The organism is Haloferax sp. s1 (genome assembly GCF_058382125.1).
On record NZ_JBZRPK010000679.1, the window covers coordinates 1 to 14955 of the forward strand.

Genomic DNA, 14955 nt, shown 5'->3' on the forward strand with positions numbered 1-14955 from the left:
ACGGTTTTCGTCGTCGACGTACCACGCACTCCCGAGGAGCAAGCGGACGCGAACGCCACGTTTTGCCGCTCGCTTGAGCGCGACGACGAACGGGCCGTCGGCTTCGACGGTGGGTTGTATCACGTCGATTCGGTCCTCGGCGGCATCGAGCTGCTGGACGACCGCCCCCTCCGCGTTGTCGGGCGCGAGAAGAACCGAGACGTTTCGGACGCGAACCCGTTGTGTGGCGACGCGCGAGGGATACGACCCGTTCGCGGATTCGGTGACGACGAACTGCCGTCCGAGGCGGAAGGTCTCCCACGGGCGCGTGTCGGGTAGCCCCGAGTCATCGCTGAACGTCGCCGCGAGGTCAGACGCGACGCTCGGAGATTCCACGACGGTCCCCCAGCCGCGACTTTTCTCCCCACCCGTCCCGGCAGCCTTCCAGTTCTCGGTTGTGACGAGCGCGGTGTCGTCTGCGATGGCGTACTTCGCGTGATGAAACGAGTGCGGGTCGCCGACGACGCGAACGGAAACACCCGCGGTTGCGAGTCTATCGAGCACGCGCGCCGACCGGCGAGGGAAGCCGCCGACCGGACCGTCCTCGACGAGCACCTCGACGCGGACGCCGCGCTCGTGTGCGGCGATGAGTTCGTCCGCGACCCGGGGTGAAGAGACGACATATCCCGCGAGGAGGAGTCGTTCGTTTGCGTCGCGGAGCGTCTTCAGCGGGACTGACGGTGAGTCTGGGAGGACGAAGAGTGTCGCGTTCACGGAGCTATGGGTTCTGACGCTCCGTCGGGGAAGCGTTCGAGGCCACCACGACCACGCGCCGTCGTGTCGTTCGAGCAGTGCGCCCTCGTGGCTTCGTTCGTACGTGAGTCGGTCGACGACGCGGCCATCGACGCGGAGTGTAACCGTCTCACCGCCGTTTGCGAGGTCGAGTCCGGGCGAGACGACTGTCTGGTTCGTCAGATTCGACGCGGCGGCTGGATTCGAGGCGACGGCGACGCGGCCGCCGGGAGCGACGAACGAGATGCGCTCTTCACCGTCGTCGAGAGAGACCGTCGTCCCCTCGGGGGCACGAACAGTGACGAACTCGCCTTCGTCGCCCGGTGTTGTCGGGTCTGGAAGCGCAGATACGAACTGGGCGTCCGTCGACCCCGCGGCCGCCATCGGCGTTGCTCCGACAGCGATGAATACGAGAACGACGAGGACGAACCGGTGGGACACACCGTGTGGTGGTCCCGTGTTGCTACAAAAACGTTCGCGGCTACGGTCGGCCGCGTGGGACGAATTCCGAAAAGAAGGGTCGTCTTAGACGGTCGCTTCCGGCTCGGATTTGCCCTCGCCGAGGAAGTCGGCGGCGAGTTCGGCCTCGCGCTGGACGAGGTACGAGCGGTCGTCGACGTATCCGGCGGCCGCTTCGAGTGCACTTTCCGTGCCGACCTGTCGGAGTGCCCACGCGGCGCTGGCGCGTACGGAATCAACGTCATCGTCTTCGAGTACGTCCGCGAGCGGTTCGACGGCGCGCGTGTCGCCGAGAAGACCGAGCGCGCGGGCGGCGGCCGACCGGACGTTTTCGTTCTCGGTGACGAGCTTGTTAGCGATGGGCTGGGTTGCTTCCTCGGAGCCGATTTCGCCGAGCGCTTTGAAGACGACCTTCTGGAGCGCCGGGTCGTTGTCGCTATCGACGTAGTCGACGAGCATCTCGACGCCCTCTTCGGCCGCCATCTTGCCGATGGCTTTGATGACGCCCTTGTCGCGGCGCTTGGCCTGCCCCTCGATGGTCTCGTAGGCGCGGTCGTCGTTCATGCGCGTGAAGGCCTCGATGCAGTACTCCTGCATGAAGTCGGACTGGAAGCTATCGAAGGCGAGAGCAATCATCTCGACGTTGCCGCGCTTTTCGTGTTCCTTGAGCGCGGAGAGCTCCGGCGGGTAGTCCTTGTAGTGGCCGAGAACGTCGTAGAAGCCCTGTACCTGAAGCTTCTCGCGGGTTTCGAGGTCGTCCCATTCCTCTGCGTCGTCGAGGTCGTCGGCCAGACTGTCGGCGACGTCGATGAGGTCCGCGATGGTCTCCGCGTCGTCGTCGGCGTCGAGACCGGCCGATTCGATGGTCGAAACGGCGTCGTCGATGGCGGCGGTGAGGTCGTCCTCGGCTTCGCCGTCGACGGAGACGGACGAGTCGAGCACGCCGTTGAAGTCATCGGTGAACGACTCGACGGCGGCGACGATTTCACCGTCGCCCTGCTCGGTCCATCGGGTGTCGGTGATGGTCGACTTCGCGTCTTCGAGCGTCTCGATGGCCTCTTCGGCGTACGGACCGCGCTGTGATTCGAGGTCATCGCGGAGGTCGGACAGACGCGAGGAGAGTTCTTCTTCGATGCTCTCTTCGTCTTCGTCGTCCGGCTCGGGAAGCTCCGCGGACTCGATATCCGCGTCTATCTCGTCGAGCGTCGCCTCGACATCGTCGAGGTCGGCTTCGGTTTCAGCCGCTTCGAGAGCCGCTTCGGCCTCGTTCAGGCGCTCGTCGAAGCTCTCGGGCGAGAGTTCTGTCGTATCGTCGTCCCCGTCACTCATATGCCGGAAGTCCGTCCGTCTGTAAAAAGAGCGTTTCCCTTCGCTTCGCGCATCCGCGTGAGACCGCCCACGTCCACCGTTGCCCCTATGTCACGCCTCCCGTTGCCTCTATGCCGAGGTATTTTTCGTTGTGCCTCCGTTTCTCGGGTTGTGATAGGTCCCACCGTCGCCGTTCCGCAACTTTCGGTCTCCGACCTCGACGCGGAACAGAACGAAAAGACGATACGGGAACGCGCAGCCAACCTCCCGGACAACGTCGATATCGCGTTGTTCCCCGAGTACGCGCTTACTGGCTTCGTTGCCGATAACCGCGCCTTCAGCGGTGCCGTCTCACGTGTCCACGCGACCGACTTCCTCGCGAGCGTCGCTGCCGACAACGAGTTCGATGTACTCGCGGGCTACCTCGAACAGGACGGTGAGTCGTTGTACAACGCCGCGGCCTACGTTCGGCCCGACGGGTCGACGTCCGTCTACCGAAAGCGCCACCTCTGGGGTGACGAGTCCGCAGTCGTCACACCCAGCGACGACTTCGTCATCGTGGACACGGAAGCGGGCAAGACGGGACTGCTTACCTGCTACGACCTGAACTTCGTCGCCGATAGCGCCGCCTTGACCGACGAGCGCGTCGACGCACTGTTCGTCGTCGGGGCGTGGCCAGCCGCGCACTCTCAGAACTGGCGACTGCTCTGTCGCGCCCGCGCGCTGGACGGGGTCCGATGGCTCGTCGGTGCAAACCGAACCGGAACCGGCACGCTTCCCGGGTCGGACCAGACCGAGTACGCCGGTCGTTCACTCGTCGTCAGACCCGATGGGGCCGTTGCGGCGGCGCTGAACCGTGACGAACGAGACCTCGTGTGGACGCTCGACCGCGGCGTGCTCGAAGAACAGCGGCAGTTCGTCGGGTCGGTCGAATAGCTGAGCGCGACGCCTCGACACGCCCACGACACGGGCGCGTCGGGGGAAACCGGACCACATCACCGGAAGCGAGGGGGGTTTTGCCGGCGATAGCCAACCACGCTCGATGACGGATACGCTCTTTAGTCCGCTTTCATTCCGGGAGACGGTGGTCCCGAACCGCGTCATGGTTTCGCCGATGTGTCAGTACTCTTCGACTGACGGCTTTGCCAACGACTGGCACCTCGTCCATCTCGGCAGCCGCGCCGTCGGCGGTGCGGGTATCGTGATGACCGAGGCGACGGCCGTCTCGCCGGAAGGGCGTATCTCGCCGCACGACCTCGGAATCTGGAGCGACGAGCACGTAGAGTCGCTCGAACGTATCTCTTCGTTCGTCGAGTCGATGGGGAGCGTTCCGGCGATTCAACTCGCTCATGCGGGCCGGAAGGCGAGCAAGTCGCGCCCGTGGGACGGGAGCGACCCCATCTGCCCCGAAGACGGTGGCTGGACGACCGTCGCGCCGAGTGACGTGCCGTGGCCCTACGAGGGCGAACCGCCGGAACTCCACGAACTGACGACCCAAGAGATCGCCGGCATCGTCGACGATTTCCGCGCGGCCGCAGTGCGCGCCCTGGACGCAGGCTTCGAAATCGCGGAAGTTCACGCCGCACACGGCTACCTCCTTCACGAGTTCCTCTCACCGGTGACGAACCGCCGCGAGGACGCGTACGGCGGGTCGTTCGAGAACCGAACGCGACTCGTCCGTGAAGTGACCGAGACAGTCCGCGGAGTCTGGCCGGACGACAAACCCGTGTTCGTCCGCATCTCGGCGACGGATTGGCTCGACGACCGCGACTCGTGGGACCTCGAACAGTCCGTGCGCCTCGCAGACGACCTCGACGACCTCGGCGTCGACCTCGTGGACGTGAGTGCCGGTGGCACCCATCCCGACCAACAGATTCCGAACACCGGCCCCGGCTATCAGGTGCCGTACGCCGAGGTCATCAGCGACGAGACCGACGTTCGAGTCGGCGCAGTCGGCGGGATTCGGACGGCCCGTCACGCCGACGAAGTCGTCAGCAACGGTCGGGCCGACCTCGCCATCGTCGGTCGCGAACACCTCCGCGACCCCTACTTTGCGCTCCACGCCGCGGAAGACCTCGACGCCGACACGGAGTGGCCGCCGCAGTACCGTCGGGCGGTCCCGCGTCGGTAGTCACCTCATAACCTTCCTTTCGTCTCTCGCTCTCGAAGGCTTATCCCCGCGGCGACCCAACCGTGGGCCATGAGCGACCGACGACGGGACGACGACATCCTCGACCTGCTCGATGACCTCGGGGACACGCTCGACGAACGCGGTTACGAACGCCGGGAGGAGCGAGCGGGCGGGCGGCGCGGCCGCAGGCGCGGGGGGGGTGACCGCTTCCAACCGCCGCGCCCGCCGACGTTCGGCGAGGTCATGCGATTCACCGAATCGTACACCATCCCAACCGTTATCGCCGTCCTCGAAGCGACGATTGCCTCGCTCGAACTACTTCGCCGCCTCATGCGCCTCTCTGACCCGAGCCGCGCGATGGAGGACGCCCGAAGCGAGACGGAAGCCCGAATGCGTGATGTCCCACGAAGCGCTGTTTCAGGCGTCGAGCGCGCCCTCGACGAACTTCGAAACGCCCTCTCGGAAACCGATATGCCGTCGAATCCCGAGGCACGCGACGTGATGGACCGCGCCCGCTCGTTGACCGACGAACTCGACGCGCGAATCTCCGAGGCGACAGAAGAACGCACGTCCCGCGAACGCCGCTGGCGCGAGGACGAACGCCGATTCGAATCGGAGTGGCAACAGCGCGACGACCGAACGCGAACCCGCTCGCGCGGGTCGGAAACGGGAGAGTCGGGACCCGCGGAGACAGGACCGGTCCGAATCGACGTAACCGAAGAAGGAACCGACGCAAGCAGCGACGATGCCGCGGCGGACGACGGGCCGACGGTAGATGTCGACGCCGAGTTGGAGTCGATTAAGCGCGACGTGAAAGGAGACGGTGACGACGGTGACGACGGCCACGGCGGCGACGACGCGGAACCGAGCGACCGCTGAGAGTTACTGACCCGGCCCGACCTCGATTCGGAAGATATCTGTGAGCCATGCGGCGAGCGCGAGGAAAACCAGCCCCGCCGCACCCGTTACGTAGACTGGTGTGAGCTGAGTAGTCGTGAAAAGTACCATCGCGGCGAAGAGCAGCGAAACGACGCCGAGGAGTGCGAGCGCCGACGCCGCGCCGAGTCGCCACCAGTGGATGTCGGTCCCCTTCGAGTTCTGTCGGACCACCTGCGCGACGCCCGCGCCGACGACACCGAGGCCGACGAGATACGCGGCGAACAGCACGTCGTAGTTCGCGCCCGTGGAGCCGAACACCGCCTCGATAACGTCGAAGCCGACGATGAGGAGATACCCCGGAATCTGCAGCGGTTGGAACTGCACGTATCGGAGTACGAACAGTCCGACGAGGACGGCGGTGGCAACGGTGGCGTCGCGCGCGAACACGTAGCTGCGCGTGCGATTCATAATCGAGATAGAAGGTATGTTTGTATCAGTATTTCCCCGGCGGAACGCGGGGCGTTTGACGGTGTTGTCGGTGAACGCGTCGTCGCGGTCTAGACCGGCTTAAACCGGTAGCCGTCCCACTCTTGACTTTCGGGTTCGCGGATGCCAGCGCCGGGTTCGCGGAGTTCCTCGCAGTAGACGGGTTCGACCTCGTCGCCGATATCTACGTCCTCGGTCGTGACCTGTCCGATGGCGCGGGCGGGTTCGCCGTCGACGTCGAACTCGACGATTGCGAGCGTGTTAGGCTGGCGGACGCCGGGCGGCGTCGCGGTCGAGGTCGTCCACGTCAGCACCGTCGCGGTGTACTCGCTCAGGTCGACGGTGCCGACCGGTTCCTCGCCGTCGGGACCGACCGGGTGGCCGGGGTAGGTGATGCTCCCGTCGGGGTAGCGGTACGCCTCCATCGCGGGCGTGTCGTCGGACATTATTGGGACTCCATGATGGTCGTGGTCACGCAGTTGCCGAAGCCGCCGACGTTGCACGCGAGACCGATGTCGGCGTCGACCTGTCGGTCGCCTGCGTCACCGATGAGTTGCTTGTAAATCTCGTACACCTGTGCGACGCCGGACGCGCCGAGCGGGTGACCCTTCGATTTCAGGCCGCCGGAGGTGTTGATGGGGAGTTCGCCGTCGCGGTCCGTGACGCCCTCTTCGACGGCCTTCCAGCCCTCACCCTTCTCGAAGAAGCCGAGGTCTTCGGACTGGAGGAATTCGAGGATGGTGAACATGTCGTGGAGTTCGGCCACGTCGATGTCGTCCGGTTCGAGGTCGGCCATCTCGTAGGCAATGTCGGAAGAGTTGACGACGCCGCCCATCGTGGTCGGGTCGGCGCGCTCGTGGACGACGTGGGTGTCCGTCGCGCCGCCGATACCGGAGATAACGACGTAGTCGTCGGTGTACTCGCGGGCGACCGATTCGGAACAGAAGACGAGCGCCGCAGAACCGTCCGTAATCGGACAGAAGTCGTAGAGACGAAGCGGGTCGGCGACGACCGGCGAGTCGAGAACGGTTTCGAGGTCGACTTCCTTGCGGAACTGGGCGTGGGGATTGTCGAGGCCGTTTTTGTGGTTCTTGACGGCGACTTTCCCGAGTGACTCCCGCGGAGCGTCGTAGGTGTCGAGGTAGAGTCGAGCGGTGAGTCCCGCAAACGAAGGAAGCGTCACGCCGTGTTTGTACTCCACCGGGTGGGTCAGAGAGGCGATAACGTCCGTCGCCTCCGCCGTCGAGCGGTGGGTCATCTTCTCGCCGCCGACGAGCATCGTCATGTCGGACGCACCGGAGGCAACCGACTGCCACGCGGCGTAGACGCCTGCCCCGCCGGACGAGGAGGTCTGGTCGATTCGGGCGGTGTACGCAGGCATCGCCGCGAGGTCGTGAGCGAGGGCGTTCGGCACGCCTGTCTGGCCCTCGAACTCACCGCTCGCCATATTCGAGACGTAGAGGTGCTCGATTTCGTCGGGCGATACGTCGGCGTCCGCGAGTGCGGCTTGGCCGGCCTCGGCAAGCAACTCGCGAATCCACGCGTCGCGCTGCCCGAACTGGGTCATCGATGCACCGATGATCGCTACGCGGTCCATACGCGCACGTCGTCGCACCGAGATTTAAAACCGGCCAATCGCCAGCGGCCACTCTCTCCGCGACCACGTCTCAAACCGTTTATCAGTCAGACACTCGAATCACCGGCCATGGACGCCGAACGTCTCGCGCCAACTATCGGGCTTATTGGTTCGATTCTCCTCGCGGTTGCCGTCGCGGTGCCAGCCGTCGCCGTCGAAGCCAGCAACGGACAGATGGCCGCGTACTACGCTTCCGGCCCTGTCGGCCTCTCTATCGTCGGGATGCTCGCATTGCTCGAAGTCATCGTCTTCCTCTCCGGACGGCAGAACCGGACCGACCCGGCGACGGCCGCCGGTCTCGGGGTCGTGCTCTCGCTTTCGATGCTCGGTCTCGCCGTACTGTGGTCGGTTTCCATCGACCCGACCGTCCTGTTCAGTTTCGAGCAGCAGTACGCGTGGCTCAGCTACCACCGCTGGACAGTCATCGGAGCCGCCGCCGTCGCTCTCGTCGGCGGAGTCGGATACGCTCGGAGCATCCTGTAGACCGGATTCACAATCATCCCTGTACTCCGCGTTTACAACCACCTCAACTGTACTCTACGTTTACAACCGAATCAATCGTTCTCTCGGTGTTCTTCACTCGTCAGACCGGTGTCTCGTTTGTCTCTGTCGCTGTCGGTTTTCGGAACACCCCGTTCGACTGAGCGCCGCCGGACCAGAGTGTGGTTTTGTGCCCCGTTCCCGAGTCGAACCACCCCGACGATGTCCCGTGGTTTTCTGCTCCGCGAGTCGAAAGGCCCTTAACAGTCGGTGGATAATGAGGAAGTGGACTAGGTCGGGCAGTTAGGCCCTGCTCTTCACCCGCGAAATAGGTCTTTAGCGGGGACCGAACACGGGCGCGTCCGGTCAGACCGGCGCGGGCCCCGGAAGCCAACGTAGAAACCTCGTCCTTCGGGGACAGCGGTTCCGCGTACCCCTTCCGCAGGGAAGGGTTTGCGCGGTTCATCGGTGGTACCCCGCCAGGCGCGGAAGCGAGCAGCGGACCATCGGACGTGCGTCGCTCGAGGGATCGCGGGGTGGAGGAGGCAACCGGGATTCCCCACGTCGGAACGCCGGGCAACCTCGCTGTCCACCCATTCATACTTCATTTCACGCGCTGACTGTCGGGTCTCCCGACTGAATCACGACTTCGAGAGAGCCTTCAGTCGGCGTCATTCCTTCGATACACAGTCCGTCGCAATCGCTCGCGTCGGTACTCAGAGTCTATAGAAAATCCTGCACGTGGGTTGTCTCCGCAGCGGGACGATTAGCTCTCTGTTTCGGTTTCCGTCTCGGTGGCGGTTGTCTCGGACGTGGTCGTCTCGTCCTCTTCTTCCTCGGATTCTTCGCCTTCTACGCCCTCCTTCAGTTCCTCTTCGATTTCCTGACGTCCGCGGCGGAACTCACCCATCGCCTGGCCGGATGACCGAGCGAGCTGGGGGAGCTTATTCGCGCCGAACAGCAGGATGACGATGAGCAGGACGATAAGCAGTTCTGGACCGCCCGGGAGTCCCGGAAACAGTGGAATGGAGTTGAGCATTACGTTCGCATAGGGTCGGGGGGAAGATAAGAGAGACGGTCCGATTCGGTGAGTGAGAACAGCGGTATCACGTTCACGACGTACCCATCGCCATCGCTCCTTGTTGGTTGTGTCCGCGAAGAATGCACCGGCTGGGAATCGAACCCAGATAATTGGCTTGGAAGGCCAATGTCTTACCATTAGACCACCGGTGCTCACTTTGTTCGCACCGTGCATCGACGAACTCCGTCCGTCTCAACACCGGTGCTTACTCGCTTCGCTCGTTCGCACCGAGCCTCGACCTCACTTCGTTCGGCCGAGACACCGGTGCGCTCGAACCAGCGTCTATTCCCTCATTCTCGACGCCCCAATAAGGATGTTACCTTTTCGATTGGGCGACGATGTTGTCCGATTTTCCCGTGTTATCGGTGTTCTATAACCCGTCTGAGAGGAATTCGAGTTCCAACTCAGTCTCAGCGTCGCCGTGTGCGACGACGACGGTCCCGTCTTCCGTCTCGGGGATGTCGACGTCCACTTCACCGTCGGCGTTAGTCGTTCCCACGACCTCGCCGTTCACGGTTACCGTCGCGTTCTCGACGGGAGTCCCGTTCTGCGTGGCGACGAGCGTCACGTTTTCTCCGGCCGTGACGTCGCCGTCAAAACTCACGGAGAGGTTGGACTCGGATTCGGCGCTTGTGTTTTCGGTCGTGTCGTTCTCGCCGGTTGCGTCGGCGGAAACATCAGCATCAGCAGAGGCCTCGACATCGGCGGACGCCTCAGCCTCAGCATCGGCGGACGCCTCAGCGTCTGCGTCAGCGTGCTGCTCCGCGTCGACGTTCTTAATCGGGACATCCGTTCCCGATTCGCTGATGACGGGCTTGAGGATGTACTTCCCGCTTTTGCCCGCCTTGAAGGCGGTGATGTCGAAGACGAAGTCAACGGAGGACCCGCTTTCGACCTCGAACGCCGAGTTGAGTTGGAGTTTTTCGCTCGGGAGCTTGATGTTCACCTGCTCGCCGGTCTTGAGCGTCCCGTCGACCTCGCTCACGTGGACGAACACCTTGGTGTAGTTGTCCTCGGGCACGCCGTACTCGCCGACGAGGCTGGCGTTGTCGCCCTGCAGTTCGGTCAGGTCGACGGTCACGTTGTCGACTTCGTAGGTGAGTTTTCCGCTGGTGTTGTCCTCTGTCGAGTCGGCACCGTCGGAGTCTCCTTCGGCGTCAGCATCGTTCTCAACGTCGGCATCTCCCTCGGCGTTCGCTTCGACAGACGCGTTCGTGGAGAGCGAGGTGTTCGACGTGTTCGTCGTTGCCTCGACCTCGACGCTCGCGTTTGCCGTCGCATTCGCCGTGGCGTTGGTCTCGACCGAGTCGTTCTCGGTGTCTGCCGACTCGCTGTCTTCGGCAGTGTCACTCTCGGCGTCGCCTTCCGCACGGACGAGCGTTACACTCTCGATAGTAACGTTGAGGTGCTCGAAGTCAGAGATAGCATTCTGCTCGTCACTCACGTAGAAGTTCATCGTCCCCGTCTCGCTGTCTGTGCTGTCAGTGTCGTCGGACGACGTCGATTCAGTCGTGTCCTCCGACTGCGGGCTGTCCGTCAGTGTGCCTGCTCCACCGGCGCACCCGGCCAAGACGACCATGAGTGCGATCAGAACAGTCGCAAATACAGTACGGTTCATTGCAGGTGACTATACTGACTGGGGGAACTTGAGGGGGGTACTCTTCGGCCTCGAATTTCACCGAATTTCGCCGAATTACGGCCTTAGTCGTCCGCGTGGGACTGGTTGAATTGTTTTGCCTTGGCAAGGAGTCCGGACGAAATTCCGGGAACCTCGTTGATACTCACGTCGCCTTCGGCGCGAATCTCATCGAGGCTCTTCGGGAACTCACGGAGTTCCATATGGATTGCGATGCCGGCTTTCGCACCCTTGCCCATCGCGACCGGAATCTGGTTGTGACCGGGAGTGATATCGCCCACCGCGAAGACGCCATCGACGCTGGTCCGGCCGTGGTCGTCCACCGGGACGGTTCCGTCGTCGTTGCGTTCGACACCGAGTTGGTCGAAGAGCGTCGTGTTGTACTCGGACCCGTACATTGCGAAGCCACCTTTGTACTCGCGGACGCTCCCGTCTTCGAACTCGAAGCTCTCTAACCAGCCGTCGTCGCGCTTCGTCATGCCCGAAATCTCTTCGTCGATGATGTCGACGGGATGTGCACGGACGAGTTCATCCGTTTCGTCCGACCACGAGGGGTCTTCACCGCGAAGGAGGATGTCGACCTCGTCGGTGAAGTTGAGCATAATCATGGCGACGTAGGCCGCTGAATCGGAGTGTCCCATGACGTACACCGACTCGTCGACGAACATGTACGCATCACAGTGGAGACAGTAATGCAGTCCCTTCCCGGTGCGGGGAAGCGGCGGGTCGGGTCGTTTGTCGTTGAAACCGACGCCGAGCACGACACGCTCGGCGACGAATTCGCCGTCGTTACCGACGAGACGGAACCGACCGTCGTCGAGTTGTTCGGCGTCGGTCACGAAGTCGCGGTGGATTTCGGTCCCGTAGTCTTCGAGTTGCTGACGCGCCGTGCCGAGGAACTCGTTTCCGGACTGCTCTTCGGTGACGCCGATGACGTTGTGGGTATCGAGCATCATCGCCGCGCGGCCGCCGCCGCGGTCGACGAGTGCGGTGTCGTGACCCAGTCGCGTCGTGTAGAGGGCGCTCTGCAATCCCGCCGGTCCCCCGCCCACGACGACCACCTCGTACTCCTGCCGTTCGTCGGTTTTGGTCATATACGTCGATTCGACGGAATTACCTTAAGCACACATCACCTGTGCACTCGAACCATCCAGCCGCCTAACGTTATCATGGCCCATCCACGTCCGGAGTTATCATGGCCCATCCACGTCCGTACGGACGCGCTTAGCGTCCGGTAACGATGGCGTAACAGTTTCCGCTCGAAATTGTCGATTCGACGACCGAGAGGTCGCTCGCATCGAGGTCGGCGTCGAACTCGTCGGGACCGTAGATGTGATAGAATCGAGGAACTGTCTCACCGCCGGGGAGCGTCCAATCGACAGTCGTGTCGAAGCCCTCGTCCCTGTCGAAGGTGTCGTGGGCGGTGCTCCACGCGCTGACGACTGCGCGCCCGTCGGCACGGAGGACGCGAGCGAGTTCGTTCAGACTCCGGACCCGCGCCTCGCGGGGTGTGAGGTGATGCAGCGTTGCGACGTAGACGGCGATGTCGAAGGCGTCGTCGACGAACGGGAGTCGAGATGCGTCACCCTGCACGAGTCCCGCGTCGAAGCCCCGGTCGCTCGCTCGGGTCGTCGCTTCGTCCAGTAGTCCACGACTAACGTCCAGTCCGACCACCTCGTCGGCGTGCGCGGAGAGGAGTTCGACGTGGCGGCCGTTCCCGCACCCGAGGTCAAGCGCGCGCGCGGCGGGGCCGTCTGCTGTGGTCTCCGTGACGAACGACTCGACTTCGGGCCAGGGGTACTCGCGGGTGGACGCGAAGTGCGACGCGATGCGGTCGTAGGTTTCGCGGACCGCCGCTTTGGGGTCGTCCATGCCGGTCGGTCGTGACGGTGAAACAAAGACTGCACGGGTCGTGTCGGCGCGGGCGGAGCGCCATCGGCTCTGCCTCGCACCCGACTCAGATAACGAGGAAGACCGCGTAGGTGAAAAACAGGAGCAACGCGGCGTGTTTGACGCCGTCTGCGACTTGCCCTTCACCTAACTGTCCGGCGATAATCCCCGAACAGAGGCCCTGAATGGCAGTGACGTGATAGAACAGTACCGTGTACGCGACGGTCTTCACTTCGCGCAGTCCGGAGAACGCCCCCGTGGAGACGCCCGACACCTCTCCGGAGCCAATCGCGCCGGTGCTCGCCTGTTCGACCGCCGGGATGAACGCGACGGTCAAGGCGACGATGATGCCGAGAAAGACGAAAAACGAGATGTAGATGACGAGGAGGTAGGTAATCATCTCCTGTTTCCGTTCGCGGGCGAGTCGACGACTGTCCTGTGCCTCGTTGGCGGCGATTCGAAGCACTGGCCCGAGGTCGCCGCTGGCACTCATCGCATTCGTGATGAGCGTGACCGACCGCGAAATCATCGGACTCGTCGTTCGGCGGTCCATCCGACGGAGGGCGGTCTGTACATCCGCCCCCCAGTCGATGTCCCGGCAGGTACGTTTGACTTCGTCGCTGAGGGGGCCGAGGTCCGATGCGGCCACGCGCCGAAGGCTCTCGACAACGGTGAGTCCGGCCTCGTTGACGCTCGCGAGACGGTCGAGAAAGTCCGGCATATTCCGCTCTATCGCCCGAATCCGGCGCTTTCGAATCTCGTGGAACAGCGAGATGACAAGCAGCGCGACGATAAACGCCTCCACGACGTGTTGGTCGACAGCGTTGACCGCTTCGAGTATCGTCGGGTCGGCGGGAATCGACGACTGGAACGCGACCCAGGCAAGTCCGAGCGGAACCGTGACGACGAGCGTCATCGCAGGTTGTCGACCGAGTTTATCCAGCGGGCGGTCGAGCCACTGTCGAACCCAGCGGAACCGGTCGTACGCTGCGAGTCGTTCGCGGTTTGCCTGCCATCTGTCGGGAGTTTCACCGCCGTCAGTGGCTGGTCGGGAAGCATCGCTCAGTATCTGAGTATGTGCCGAGGCGCTCGCCATCTCGGCGTCTTTATCGACAGTTATCGCCCCTCGGAGCGACTCGGTGAGGCTGTCGATGTAGACGACGAACCCGAAACTCGCCAGTGGTATCGCGACGTAGCCGATGACTCGGATGATGGTCAGTGTGTCGGTGAGGACGAGTCCGATGACGACGAGAATGGTGATAAGAAACAGCGGTCCCGCGACGAGTACGGTAACGTAAACTTCAGCGAACGTAGAGAGGAGTTCGAGATACTGCTGTTGTTGCGCTTCGGCCTGTTCTTGAAACCGCTCGTACTGCTCGCGGAGGAACGCCGAGAGGTTTCGACCACTGCCGAGGACGCTCGCGAGATTCTCCCCGAACTCTTCGAGGCTCGGACTCGGCGTCGATGTCGACATCGACTGTAGCGCGGTGATGACGTCGGTCCCGAACGCGTCCATGTCGCGGACGACGATACCGATTTCACTGGCGGCTTCGCCGTAAATCGACTCGTTGCGTGCGAGCGTTTCGAGCACCTTCGGAAACGGCATTCCGGACCGCGACAGCGCGAAGGTAAACGCTACCGTTCGTGGCAGCGTCGCCTCGATTTCGGATGACCGTGTCCTGGCGACCTCGACGAGGTAATACCAGCGAAGCCAGTAGATTCCGCGTGCGAGTATCGTCCCGAGCGTCGCACTCGAAAATAGGAGCGTGAGGAACAAATCGCGTACTGAGAGTTGTTGAATACTCGTGAGGTTACTGAGGAACTGCAGTGCCCCGGGAAGCATCGGCCGAATCGTCTCCGAAGAGATAGCGAGCAGTTCGAACGCGCCTGCGCCGAGGTAGACGCCGAAGATACTCCCAGAGATACCGAACACGCCCGCAATAAGTAGCGTTCGTGAGGCGTACACACGGTGTGTGGCGCTCACGTGTGCCGCATTGAGTCGTCGCCGTTGTTCGCTCCGACGAGAACTCTCGTTTGCGACGTAAAAACCGAAAATCGGGAGGGCGACCCGCGTGACCAGGAGGTTAGCACGTTGACTCACTGGCGAGAGAAGCACAGGGAGTACGAGACAGACTGCTGCGACAAGCGGCAGGAGAGACAACAGAAGATGCATCTCAGGCACCCGAGCTGGTATCGAC

General features: G+C 63.1%; 14 protein-coding genes, 1 tRNA gene and 1 other RNA gene. 5 read left to right on the forward strand and 11 right to left on the reverse strand.

From position 1 onward, the window contains the following. Positions 1-1212, reverse strand: a 1212-nt coding sequence (locus QT222_RS16990; RefSeq protein ID WP_491477851.1) for a phospholipase D-like domain-containing protein, incomplete at its 3' end; no start/stop codon positions are given. Between the two features lie 84 nt (positions 1213-1296). Next, positions 1297-2559 carry a HEAT repeat domain-containing protein gene (locus tag QT222_RS16995; protein WP_004572653.1) on the reverse strand — a complete coding sequence of 421 codons (1263 nt, stop codon included), beginning with the start codon at positions 2557-2559 and terminating at the stop codon, positions 1297-1299. A 150-nt stretch (positions 2560-2709) separates the two neighbouring features. On the opposite strand from QT222_RS16995, the gene QT222_RS17000 reads away from it, so the two are divergent. The 3 genes from QT222_RS17000 to QT222_RS17010 all read left to right on the forward strand — a co-directional run bounded on the left by QT222_RS17000 (position 2710) and on the right by QT222_RS17010 (position 5548). Continuing rightward, on the forward strand, positions 2710-3474 hold the full coding sequence (locus QT222_RS17000) for a carbon-nitrogen hydrolase family protein (protein ID WP_491477852.1): 765 nt from the start codon (positions 2710-2712) through the stop codon (positions 3472-3474). Positions 3475-3580: 106 nt separating this feature from the next. Further along, entirely contained in the window at positions 3581-4669 is a 1089-nt protein-coding gene (locus QT222_RS17005; RefSeq protein WP_491477853.1) for an NADH:flavin oxidoreductase/NADH oxidase, read from the forward strand. Positions 4670-4738: 69 nt separating this feature from the next. Further along, positions 4739-5548, forward strand: coding sequence for a DUF7547 family protein (locus tag QT222_RS17010; RefSeq protein WP_491477854.1), 810 nt, complete (start codon positions 4739-4741; stop codon positions 5546-5548). 3 nt (positions 5549-5551) lie between these two features. Here the strand turns inward: QT222_RS17010 and QT222_RS17015 are convergent, their stop codons facing one another. From QT222_RS17015 to QT222_RS17025, 3 genes are all read right to left on the reverse strand, one after another. Continuing rightward, positions 5552-6016: a hypothetical protein gene (locus tag QT222_RS17015; RefSeq protein ID WP_491477855.1), complete on the reverse strand. Its 465-nt coding sequence runs from the start codon at positions 6014-6016 to the stop codon at positions 5552-5554. A gap of 89 nt (positions 6017-6105) precedes the next feature. Then, positions 6106-6480 carry an OB-fold domain-containing protein gene (locus QT222_RS17020; protein ID WP_491477856.1) on the reverse strand — a complete coding sequence of 125 codons (375 nt, stop codon included), beginning with the start codon at positions 6478-6480 and terminating at the stop codon, positions 6106-6108. Beyond that, a complete protein-coding gene (locus QT222_RS17025) occupies positions 6480-7631 on the reverse strand; it encodes a thiolase family protein (RefSeq protein WP_004572647.1) in 1152 nt (383 codons plus the stop codon). Before QT222_RS17025 ends, QT222_RS17020 begins: the two co-directional genes overlap by 1 nt. Positions 7632-7739: 108 nt before the next feature. Between QT222_RS17025 and QT222_RS17030 the strand changes: the two genes are divergently transcribed. Further along, complete coding sequence (locus QT222_RS17030) at positions 7740-8153, forward strand: DUF7548 family protein (protein WP_004572646.1); 414 nt, start codon at positions 7740-7742, stop codon at positions 8151-8153. A gap of 280 nt (positions 8154-8433) precedes the next feature. Then, positions 8434-8745: signal recognition particle sRNA (ffs, locus tag QT222_RS17035), an RNA gene on the forward strand. A 171-nt stretch (positions 8746-8916) separates the two neighbouring features. On the opposite strand, the gene QT222_RS17040 is transcribed toward ffs, so the two are convergent. The 6 genes from QT222_RS17040 to QT222_RS17065 form a co-directional block, all read right to left on the reverse strand. Beyond that, the gene (locus tag QT222_RS17040; RefSeq protein ID WP_491477857.1) at positions 8917-9189 is read right to left on the reverse strand and encodes a Sec-independent protein translocase subunit TatA/TatB; all 273 of its coding nucleotides are present in this window, start codon (positions 9187-9189) and stop codon (positions 8917-8919) included. Between the two features lie 123 nt (positions 9190-9312). Next, a tRNA-Gly gene (locus QT222_RS17045) sits at positions 9313-9383 on the reverse strand. Positions 9384-9601: 218 nt separating this feature from the next. Then, positions 9602-10810, reverse strand: coding sequence for a DUF4382 domain-containing protein (locus tag QT222_RS17050; protein WP_491477859.1), 1209 nt, complete (start codon positions 10808-10810; stop codon positions 9602-9604). 122 nt (positions 10811-10932) lie between these two features. Beyond that, positions 10933-11961, reverse strand: coding sequence for an NAD(P)/FAD-dependent oxidoreductase (locus tag QT222_RS17055; RefSeq protein WP_004572643.1), 1029 nt, complete (start codon positions 11959-11961; stop codon positions 10933-10935). Positions 11962-12091: 130 nt separating this feature from the next. Then, positions 12092-12739: a class I SAM-dependent methyltransferase gene (locus QT222_RS17060; protein ID WP_491477858.1), complete on the reverse strand. Its 648-nt coding sequence runs from the start codon at positions 12737-12739 to the stop codon at positions 12092-12094. A gap of 85 nt (positions 12740-12824) precedes the next feature. Beyond that, positions 12825-14930, reverse strand: coding sequence for a type II secretion system F family protein (locus QT222_RS17065; protein ID WP_491477860.1), 2106 nt, complete (start codon positions 14928-14930; stop codon positions 12825-12827). Positions 14931-14955: the final 25 nt, after the last annotated feature.

Excerpts from the sequence above, each read along its gene's own strand:
- QT222_RS16995 (WP_004572653.1), bottom strand. The coding sequence starts at position 2,559 with ATGAGTGACGGGGACGACGATACGACAGAACTCTCGCCCGAGAGCTTC.
- QT222_RS17015 (WP_491477855.1), bottom strand. The coding sequence starts at position 6,016 with ATGAATCGCACGCGCAGCTACGTGTTCGCGCGCGACGCCACCGTTGCC.
- QT222_RS17050 (WP_491477859.1), bottom strand. The coding sequence starts at position 10,810 with ATGGTCGTCTTGGCCGGGTGCGCCGGTGGAGCAGGCACACTGACGGAC.
- QT222_RS17020 (WP_491477856.1), bottom strand. The coding sequence starts at position 6,480 with ATGTCCGACGACACGCCCGCGATGGAGGCGTACCGCTACCCCGACGGG.
- QT222_RS17040 (WP_491477857.1), bottom strand. The coding sequence starts at position 9,189 with ATGCTCAACTCCATTCCACTGTTTCCGGGACTCCCGGGCGGTCCAGAA.
- QT222_RS17025 (WP_004572647.1), bottom strand. The coding sequence starts at position 7,631 with ATGGACCGCGTAGCGATCATCGGTGCATCGATGACCCAGTTCGGGCAG.
- QT222_RS17010 (WP_491477854.1), top strand. The coding sequence starts at position 4,739 with ATGAGCGACCGACGACGGGACGACGACATCCTCGACCTGCTCGATGAC.
- QT222_RS17055 (WP_004572643.1), bottom strand. The coding sequence starts at position 11,961 with ATGACCAAAACCGACGAACGGCAGGAGTACGAGGTGGTCGTCGTGGGC.
- QT222_RS17030 (WP_004572646.1), top strand. The coding sequence starts at position 7,740 with ATGGACGCCGAACGTCTCGCGCCAACTATCGGGCTTATTGGTTCGATT.
- QT222_RS17065 (WP_491477860.1), bottom strand. The coding sequence starts at position 14,930 with ATGCATCTTCTGTTGTCTCTCCTGCCGCTTGTCGCAGCAGTCTGTCTC.
- QT222_RS17060 (WP_491477858.1), bottom strand. The coding sequence starts at position 12,739 with ATGGACGACCCCAAAGCGGCGGTCCGCGAAACCTACGACCGCATCGCG.
- QT222_RS17005 (WP_491477853.1), top strand. The coding sequence starts at position 3,581 with ATGACGGATACGCTCTTTAGTCCGCTTTCATTCCGGGAGACGGTGGTC.